The 8,433-nt window shown below is 71.1% G+C and carries 6 protein-coding genes and 1 pseudogene; 4 read left to right on the top strand and 3 right to left on the bottom strand.

Features of this window, described 5'->3' with window-relative positions:
* Both ACQKIP_RS32605 and ACQKIP_RS32600 read left to right on the top strand, forming a co-directional pair.
* Positions 1-951 (top strand): annotated as a pseudogene (locus tag ACQKIP_RS32605) (ABC transporter); the annotation flags it as partial.
* Between the two features lie 414 nt (positions 952-1,365).
* A complete protein-coding gene (locus tag ACQKIP_RS32600) occupies positions 1,366-2,148 on the top strand; it encodes a DUF899 family protein (RefSeq protein WP_365865378.1) in 783 nt (260 codons plus the stop codon).
* A 52-nt stretch (positions 2,149-2,200) separates the two neighbouring features.
* Here ACQKIP_RS32600 and ACQKIP_RS32595 read toward each other — a convergent pair whose 3' ends face one another.
* Positions 2,201-2,908 (bottom strand): TetR/AcrR family transcriptional regulator, encoded by a 708-nt coding sequence (locus tag ACQKIP_RS32595; RefSeq protein WP_365865380.1) that lies wholly within the window; start codon positions 2,906-2,908, stop codon positions 2,201-2,203.
* Between the two features lie 134 nt (positions 2,909-3,042).
* Here ACQKIP_RS32595 and ACQKIP_RS32590 point away from each other — a divergent pair, with 134 nt between their 5' ends.
* Both ACQKIP_RS32590 and ACQKIP_RS32585 read left to right on the top strand, forming a co-directional pair.
* Entirely contained in the window at positions 3,043-4,329 is a 1,287-nt protein-coding gene (locus ACQKIP_RS32590; RefSeq protein ID WP_365865381.1) for an MFS transporter, read from the top strand.
* Positions 4,330-4,421: 92 nt separating this feature from the next.
* Positions 4,422-5,000: a dihydrofolate reductase family protein gene (locus ACQKIP_RS32585; protein ID WP_365865383.1), complete on the top strand. Its 579-nt coding sequence runs from the start codon at positions 4,422-4,424 to the stop codon at positions 4,998-5,000.
* Positions 5,001-5,055: 55 nt separating this feature from the next.
* Here the strand turns inward: ACQKIP_RS32585 and rph are convergent, their stop codons facing one another.
* Positions 5,056-7,668, bottom strand: coding sequence for a rifamycin-inactivating phosphotransferase (gene rph, locus ACQKIP_RS32580; protein WP_365865384.1), 2,613 nt, complete (start codon positions 7,666-7,668; stop codon positions 5,056-5,058).
* A 222-nt stretch (positions 7,669-7,890) separates the two neighbouring features.
* Positions 7,891-8,394: an NUDIX hydrolase gene (locus tag ACQKIP_RS32575; protein WP_365865386.1), complete on the bottom strand. Its 504-nt coding sequence runs from the start codon at positions 8,392-8,394 to the stop codon at positions 7,891-7,893.
* Positions 8,395-8,433 lie beyond the last annotated feature (39 nt).

The following is an 8,433-nucleotide window of genomic DNA, read 5'->3' as shown; positions in this document are numbered from 1 at the left end:
AAGTTCAACAGACTATACGGCTCCGGGAAGTCGAAAATGGAGACACAGGTGCTCGCCGAGGTCGTACGCGGCCACCTCGGGCTAGAGCCGGAAGAACCCTCCGAAGAGGACGAGGGAACGGAGTTCGAGATCGACGTGCGGGACGCGGCCGGGGTCGAATCCTTCGACCGGCTCGTGCGGGTCGACCAGCGGCCCATCGGCCGCACGCCCCGCTCCAACCTGGCCACGTACACCGGGATGTTCGACGCCGTACGCAAGCTGTACGCGGCGACGAACGAGGCGAAGGCGCGCGGCTACACCCCCGGCCGCTTCTCCTTCAACGTGCCCGACGGGCGGTGCGAGACCTGCCAGGGCGAGGGGTTCGTCGCGGTCGAGTTGCTCTTCCTGCCCGGCACGTACGCCCCGTGCCCGGCGTGCCGGGGTGCGCGGTACAACGCCGAGACACTCGAAGTGACGTATCGCGGCAGGACCGTCGCGGAGGTGCTCGGGATGACCGTCGACGAGGCCGCCGTGTTCCTCGCGGAGGTCCCCGCCGCGTCCCGCAGCCTCGAAACGCTCCGGGAAGTGGGGCTCGGATACCTGCGCCTGGGCCAGCCCGCGACGGAACTCAGCGGCGGTGAGGCCCAGCGCATCAAGCTCGCCACCGAACTCCAGCGGGCCCGGCGCGGCCACGCGCTCTACCTGCTCGACGAGCCGACGGCGGGCCTGCACCCCGCGGACATCGCGTTGCTGCTGGGACAGCTGCACCAACTCGTGGACGCTGACAACACGGTCGTCCTGGTCGAGCACGACCTCGACACGATCGCCACCGCCGACTGGGTCATCGACCTCGGCCCCGGCGGCGGTGACGCGGGCGGCCGGGTGGTGGCCACCGGCACACCCGCCAAGGTCGCCCGCTCGAAGCGCAGCGCCACCGCCCCCTATCTGGCGCCGCGGCTAGCGGGGTCCTGAGCGGCCTCGCCGCTCAGCGCGCGAGGGAGACGGCGAACGGACGGACGCCGGTGCGGCGCAGCACGTGCGGGACCAGCAGGACGAGTGCTTCGGTGGCACGGGCCGTGGTGATATCGCCGAGATCCTCGATCACCGAAGGACCTCTCACCCCGGCCGCTACGCCGCGGCCGGAACACATCACCGTCTCCCGGCGCGGGCGCCTGCGCGACCCGGTCGACGACGCCCTGGCCGCACTCGGCCTCGAACGCCGGGTCATCGCCACGACAACGACCGCGCCTGGCTGCGCACACAGGCCGGTTCGGCCCTGCAAGGCGTACTCGACAGATGAGTTCCGGTCGCCTCGCCGGTCTGCTCTGGCGACTGCCGCGGCGCGTCGTACGACGCTGCCCGGCACCGGACACCACGGAGGACACCATGACGACCACTCCGGACGACTCGACCACCGCACTGCCCGGCCGCCCGCCCATCGTCGACCTGGCCACCTGGCAGGCCGCCCGTGACGAGCTCCTGGTCCGCGAGAAGGCCCATACCCGTGAGGGCGACGCTCTTTCCGCGGCCCGCCGACGGCTGCCGATGGTGGAGTTCGACGGAACGGTCGAGGTCGTCGGGCCCGACGGCCGAGTCCCGTTCCTCGACCTGTTCCAGGGCCGCGACGAGCTCGTCGTCTACCAGCACATGTGGTACGACGGGGCGCCGCACCAGGGCCAGTGCGAAGGCTGCACCACCACGGCCTGGCACTTGCGGGACGCGGTCTACCTCAACGCCCGCGGCGTCTCCTTCGCCGTACTGACCACGGGCCGGTGGGACGAGGTGGCCGCCTTCGTCGAGTTCATGGGCTACACCCAGCCCTGGTACTCGGTACGCGACGTGGCCGCGCCGGTCGGCGGCGACATGGGTTACCTCACCAGCTTCCTGCGCGACGGCGACCGCACGTTCCTCACCTACTCCACGACGGGCCGCGGCAACGAGCCGGTCAACGCATCCCTCGCCCTGCTCGACAGGACGCCCTACGGCCGCGGCGAGGCGTGGGAGGACAACCCCGAGGGCCGGCCCAAGGGCCAGAACGCGTGCTGGACTTGGCGCACGGACGCCGACGGGAACGCCACCTGGGGCCCGACCGGCCGCCCCACCCCGCAGTGGACCCGCCCCGGCGCAACCCCCGCAAAAACCCTCGGCCGACGGGGACCGCACCACTGACGCGGCACGGATCCCGCCCTTGCGTGCTGCCGGCAGGCCCGGCAGCACGCTTTCACGCGTGCACGCGGGCCGCGATTCCCTCGATGAAGATGTCCAGCGAGAAGTCGAACAGCGCGTCCGGAGTGCCGGGCTCCAGGTCGCTGACGCGGCTCAGGTGCGGCAGCTGCGCCTCCGTCGCCGACTCCAGCCAGGGCGGCGGCAGTCGGCGGAGGTCCCTGGGGTCCAGGTGTGCGGGCGGGCGGTCGTACAGGGCGTCCTGGAACTCCACGAACCCCACGACGAGCCGGATCGCCTCCATGCAGGCGCGGTAGGCGTCCGCCAGGGACAGCCCCACACCCTCGAAGAACCCGATCATCGTGTCCACGTTCCGCAGCATCGCCGGATGCCGTGCCATGGTGACGTTCTCGCGCAGGGCCAGCGTCGTCATGCCGGGATGGCGCCGGTAGTGCGCGCGCAGGTCCCGGCAGAAGCCCCGCAGACTCTCCCGCCACCGGTCCGGGCCGGCGTCCAGTTCCGGTGGCCGCCAGTCGGCCTCGAACAACTCGGCGGCCAGCGTGATCAGGTCGCGCCGGTCCTCGACGTAGTTGTACAGCGCGCGGGGTGAGACGCCCAGGTCCAGGGCGAGCGAACGCATCGTCAGCTCGGCAGGGCCCCGGCTCCCCAGGAAGTCCAGCGCCGCCCGCCCGACCGACTCGCGGGTGAGCGTGGCGCGGCCCTTGCGGTGGGTCGGCCGCCGCCGGGCCGGAGTGTCGCTGCTCATCGCCATGAAGGCTAGCAAGCACCGAGCGGCCCGGGGCCGGCCGGACCCATTGAACTTCACACATGTTGACTTTAAGGATTCCGGACGCCAGGGTTTCCCCGGTAAGGCTCGCCTAACTCCCCCTGGAGACGCCTGTGCGCCCGTCCCGTCTCGCCATGGACCTCACCCCGCTGCGCGACAGCCGCGACTTCCGGCTGCTCTTCGCGGGGTTCGTCGCAGCCCTGTTCGGCACGCTCATGACCAGCGTGGCGGTGGCCGTGCAGGTCTACGACCTCACCGGGTCGGCCACTCACATCGGCCTGGTCAGCCTCGCGCGTGCGTTACCGATGGTGGTCGGCGTGCTGGTGGGCGGCGTGCTGGCGGACCGGTACGACCGGCGGCTGCTGATGTTGGCCACCCGCCTCCCCCTCCCGCTCGTCGCGGCCTCACTAGCCCTCAACGCACTGCTTCCGCAGCCGCATCTGTGGCTCATCTACACCGCCACCGGCCTGACCGGCCTCCTGGCGGGCCTCGGCGGCCCGGCCCTCCTTGCGGCCATACCGGCTCTCGTGGGCACCGAACGCCTGGCCTCCGCAGGCGCGTTGACCTCAGCCGCCGCCCAGCTTTCGGCCCTGCTGGGCCCGGCCGTCGGTGGCTTACTCGTCGCGGGCCCGGGGCTCGCCGCCTGCTACGCGGTCGACGCGGTCGGCCTGTTGGTCTTCTCCGGGGCCCTGGTGTTCGTACGGCCGCTTCCGCCCGCCGTCGCACACGGTGCCAAGGGCGTCCGGCAGGCGTTCACCGCGGTCACCGACGGGGTGCGCTACATCCGTGGCCACCGGCTCATCGTCGGCCTGCTGCTCATCGACGCCGCGGCCATGGTCTTCACCATGCCGCAGGCCCTCTACCCCGTCCTGGCGGACCAGCAGTTCGGCGGCGGCCCCGGCGTGGTGGGACTGCTCTACGCGGCCCCCGCGCTCGGCGCCCTCATCGGCGCGGCCACCAGCGGCTGGACGGGCCGTGCGGGCGGTCACGCCCTGATCTGCGCCGTCCTGCTGTGGGGTCTGTCGCTGACCGGCTTCGGCGCGACCTCACTGCTGCCGCTCGCCCTGGCCCTGCTCGCCCTCGCGGGCCTGGGCGACCTGATCTCCGAGACCCTGCGCTCGGCTCTCCTCCAGCACGGCACCCCGGACGAGCTGCGCGGCCGGGTCAGCAGCCTGTGGATGGTCCAGGCGACCGTCTCACCCGCCCTGGGCAACGCCGCGGTCGGCTTCCTCGCCGAACTCACCAGCGCCCGTACGGCGGTGATCACCGGCGGCCTCTTCTGCATCGCCGCCACCCTCGCGGTCGCCGCCGCGTTCCCCGCCCTGCGCCGCGCCCGCCTGCCCGGACCACAGAGCCCGCCTTCTCCTGCGTCTTCCACCGCACGGGTCCACGAGCGATGAGTCCGGCCGCCGCCGGCGGTCTGTATCCCTGAGAGATCCCCGAGAGATCCCCGAGAGCCGGCACACCGGCAACCGCATGCGAGGAGAGCATCATGACCGCCACCTACACCTTCGACGTCTTCTCCAGCCTCGACGGCTTCGGCGCCGCCGGCGGGAAGTGGACCGGCTACTGGGGCAAGCAGGGCCCCGAGCTCCTCGACCACCGTCTCGCCCAGTACGGCGAGGAGCAGCGGATGGTTTTCGGGGCCAACACCTATCGGGCGTTCGCACGGATGCTGGCCGCCGGCACCGAGGCGTCCGAGGTGCGCGACCCGTGGGTCACCCGGATGACGAACCTGCCGGCGACGGTGGTGTCGAACACGCTGGAGGGCCCCATCGACTGGACGGACGGGACCGTCGCGAAGGGCGACGCCGTGGACGTCGTCGCACGGCTCAAGGAGGAATCAGAGATGCCGCTGCGCTCGCACGGCAGTCTGTCGATGAACCGGGCGCTGATGGCCGCCGGTCTGGTCGACCGGGTCCAGGTGACGCTCTTCCCGGTGATCACCGGTGAGACCGGCCTCGACCCGATCTTCCGGGGCTCGGCCGACTTCGACCTCGAACTGATCGAACAGACGACGCTGGACGGCCACATCCAGGAGCTGGTCTACCGGCCGACCCTGCATGCCTGAGCCGCTACGCCCCAGCCACCCCTCCCTGCTCACATCCGCGCCCTCCCCCGGCTGTTCACGACAGGATCTCGATGTACCCGTCGGTTCCGTGCACGCGGATCCGCTGGCCGTCCCGGATCAGCCGGGTGGCCTGCGCAACCCCTACGACGGCAGGCAGACCGTACTCCCGTGCGATCACCGCGCCGTGGGTCATCAGGCCGCCCACCTCCGTGACCAGGCCCGTGATGCCGACGAACAGGGGGGACCAACTGGGGTCCGTGTAGGCCGTGACCAGGATGTCGCCCTCTTCGAGGTCGGCCTCCGCCATGTCGAGGATGACGCGGGCCCTGCCCTCGATGGTCCCGGCGGATACGGGGAGGCCGACCAGGGCACCTTCCGGCACGTCCTCGCGCCGGTACGACCCGGCGACGGCCTCGCCGTCCGACGTGAGCACCCGGGGCACCGTGAGCGCCTGGTACGACCGGAACGTTTCCCTGCGCTGCTGGATGAGCCCGGCATCCGCCCGCTGCGCGCGCACCACGTCGCGGAGCTCCTGGAACGTGAGGTAGAAGATGTCCTCCTTCTCCGGCAGCACACCGGCCCGCACGAGGCGCTCGGCCTCGCGCATCAAGGCCTGCTTGTAGACGAAGGAGCGGCTGACGATGCCGTACTTGGGGTACTCCCGGTAGCCGATGAAGGTCCGCAGCCGGTCGATCGTCTCCTTGGTCTCGGCGGCCTTCCGCTCCCCGTCGGGCAGGGCCCGCAGGCGGGTCAGCACGTCCTGCTCCTTCTTCTGCGCCTCCTGCCGCCCTTCCTCGAAGCGCCGCCCGGCGGCGCCCGGCTCGAAGATCCTGACGTTGTCGAGGATCACCGGCAGGAGCGTTTCGGGGCGCTCGCGCCAGCGCGGCCTCGTGATGTCGATCTCGCCGACGCAGCGCATGCCGTACCGGTCGAGGTAGGCCTCGATGGCATCGCGCGCCTCGGTCCCGCCGGCGAGCTTCGCCAGCCCCTCCAGGAAGCCGTCGCCCTCGACGCCCTGGAGGTACGCGACCACCTCCGGATACGGGCGGATCACGTCGGCGACGTCGAGGAGCGCGAGCCCCATCTCCGAGGTGATGTTGTCGGGGGCGGACAGGGTGAGCGTGTCGGCGGCGTTCTTCTCGCCGAGCCATTCCTGGAGGTGGTCGTTGAGCCACCAGGTGGCTTCCATCCCCGCCATGATCGCCTGCATGCTCAGCCGGTCACCGAGGACCCGCTTGTGCTCCGCGAAGGCTTCGAGGAGGAAGTCGAACAGCTCCGGTCCGCTCTTCGTCCGGATGTCGCGTTCCAGGGCGGCGACGGACCTCTCGCTGCGCTCGATCAACTCGGTGACGATGGCCGGATCGGTGGCGATCGGGGCGGGTGCGCCGCCGGCAGGCGCCTTGCCCTGCGGCGGGCCGGAGGGGGCTGCGTCCGGGAGCATCGGGACGAAGTCGCCGCGGTCGAGCACCGTCTCGAGCGCGTCCCTGAACAGCGGATCGCCCTTCCCTACCATGTCCAGGAGACCGGCGCGGCTCGCGGGCGCGGCCAGGCGCGGGGTGACGTCGACGAACAGCCTCCCGCCGGCCTCGTGCATCTCCACCATGGCCGTCAGCTGCCACACGGAGATCCCGAGGGGCTTCATGGCGTCGGTCATCATCTGCTGATGGCCGACGGAGAGGTAGACGTGGTTCTCCTGGTCGCCGGCCGCGGGCACGGGAAACAGCGTGGTGATCGGCCGGCTCTGCACGATCCGGAAGTCGTCGTCGACCAGACACCATTCGATGTCCTGCGGCCGGCCGAAGTGCGCTTCGATCTGCCGCCCCAGCTGCACGAGCCGTACGACCTGCTGGTTCGTCAGGGCCGGCTGTTCCTGCCGCTCCGGGTCGACGGTCACGTGCTGCGTGCCGCCGGCGGGCAGGGCGTAGACGGCGCTCTGTTTGGCGGCGATCACCTCGTCGATGATCTCGCCGTCACGCACCTTGAACACGTCCGGGTTCACCAGGCCCGAGACCAGGGCCTCGCCGAGTCCGAAGCCCGCGTCCACGGTGGCGACCTTCCGGTTGCCCGTGACGGGGTCGGCGGTGAACAGGATGCCGGACGCGTACGGGAGGACCATCTGCTGCACCACCACGGCCATGTGGATCGCCCGGTGGTCGAAGCCGTTCCGCAGCCGGTAGGTCACCGCCCGCTCGGTGAACAGCGAGGCCCAGCACCGGCTGACGTGCCTGAGGACCTCCCGGGGCCCCACGACGTTCAGGTACGTGTCCTGCTGGCCCGCGAAGGAAGCCGTCGGCAGGTCCTCCGCCGTCGCGCTGGAGCGGACGGCATAGGCGGCCTGCTCGCCGAGCCGGGTGACCGCCCCGGTGACCGCCGCCGCGAGGTCGCCGGGGACGGTGATCTCTTCGATGCTGCGGCGGACCTCCGCGCTGAGCGTGCGGATCCCCTCCCGGTCGTCCGGGTTCAGACGCGACAGCGCGACGAGCCGGTCCTCGATCGAGGGCTCTTGCGCCATGACCCGCCTGAAGGCGTCCGTCGTCACGCAGAACCCGCCCGGCACGCGGACACCCTCGATCCTCGACAGCTCCCCCAGGTGTGCGCCCTTGCCGCCGACGACGGCAGCCTGCGTCCCGTCGACCTCGTGGAGATCCAACACGTACTGCTCGCTCACTGCGCTACCTCCGTGGCCTCCGGCCGGACGCGTCGTGCGTCCCGTTTCCGCAGGTTGTGGCCTCGGCCGACGATTCTGCGCCACCACCCGGGCCTTGCCGCAAGCCCCCAAGTGAGCTATACGTTAGGAGTGGCAGGGAGAGCGATCTCCTTGCCTTTCCTTTTGCCCGCCGGGCTCGCCGGGCCCACCGTAATCTCCGCACTCGCCGTGCCTGTCCGAAGTTCACCAGCGGGCGACGAGCTTCTCTTCCCCGCCCCTGTTGCGGTACAGCCAGGTGGTTCCCGGCGCGACAGTCCCGGTCAGATAGCCGACGATCGGCTCCCGCTGCGCCGCGCTGTCCAGTTCACGGAGCAGCTTCAAGGCATCCGGCAGCGGAAAGAAGGCAGCCTGCTGGATCTCGTCGTCCTCGGGTGCGACGTCCCCCGACCACTCGCCGACCTCGAAGGCCGCGGCGAAGGCCGACGGGAACCGCTCGGAGTCGATGTGCACGAGGAACGCGGTCCGCACCGGATCGCCCACCAGCAGTCCGGTCTCCTCGCGCACTTCACGCCGCAGCGCCTCGTGCAGGAGTTCGCCGTCCTCGACCCCACCGCCGGGGAGGGACCACAGGGCCTCGCCGTGGGCGCCCAGGCTCTCGCGCACGAGCAGGATCTCGTTGCCTCTGCGGACCATGCCAATGACCAGCTGCACCCGTGGTTCAGGGGCCTTCGACTCTCCGGCTTCCATGGCGCTGACCGTACGTGGTCCCGGTGGGCGGGGGAGAAG

The organism is Streptomyces sp. NPDC059900 (genome assembly GCF_050270335.1).
In the GTDB taxonomy this organism is placed as follows: Bacteria; Actinomycetota; Actinomycetes; order Streptomycetales; family Streptomycetaceae; genus Streptomyces.
This window is presented reverse-complemented; position numbering and strand designations above follow the sequence as displayed.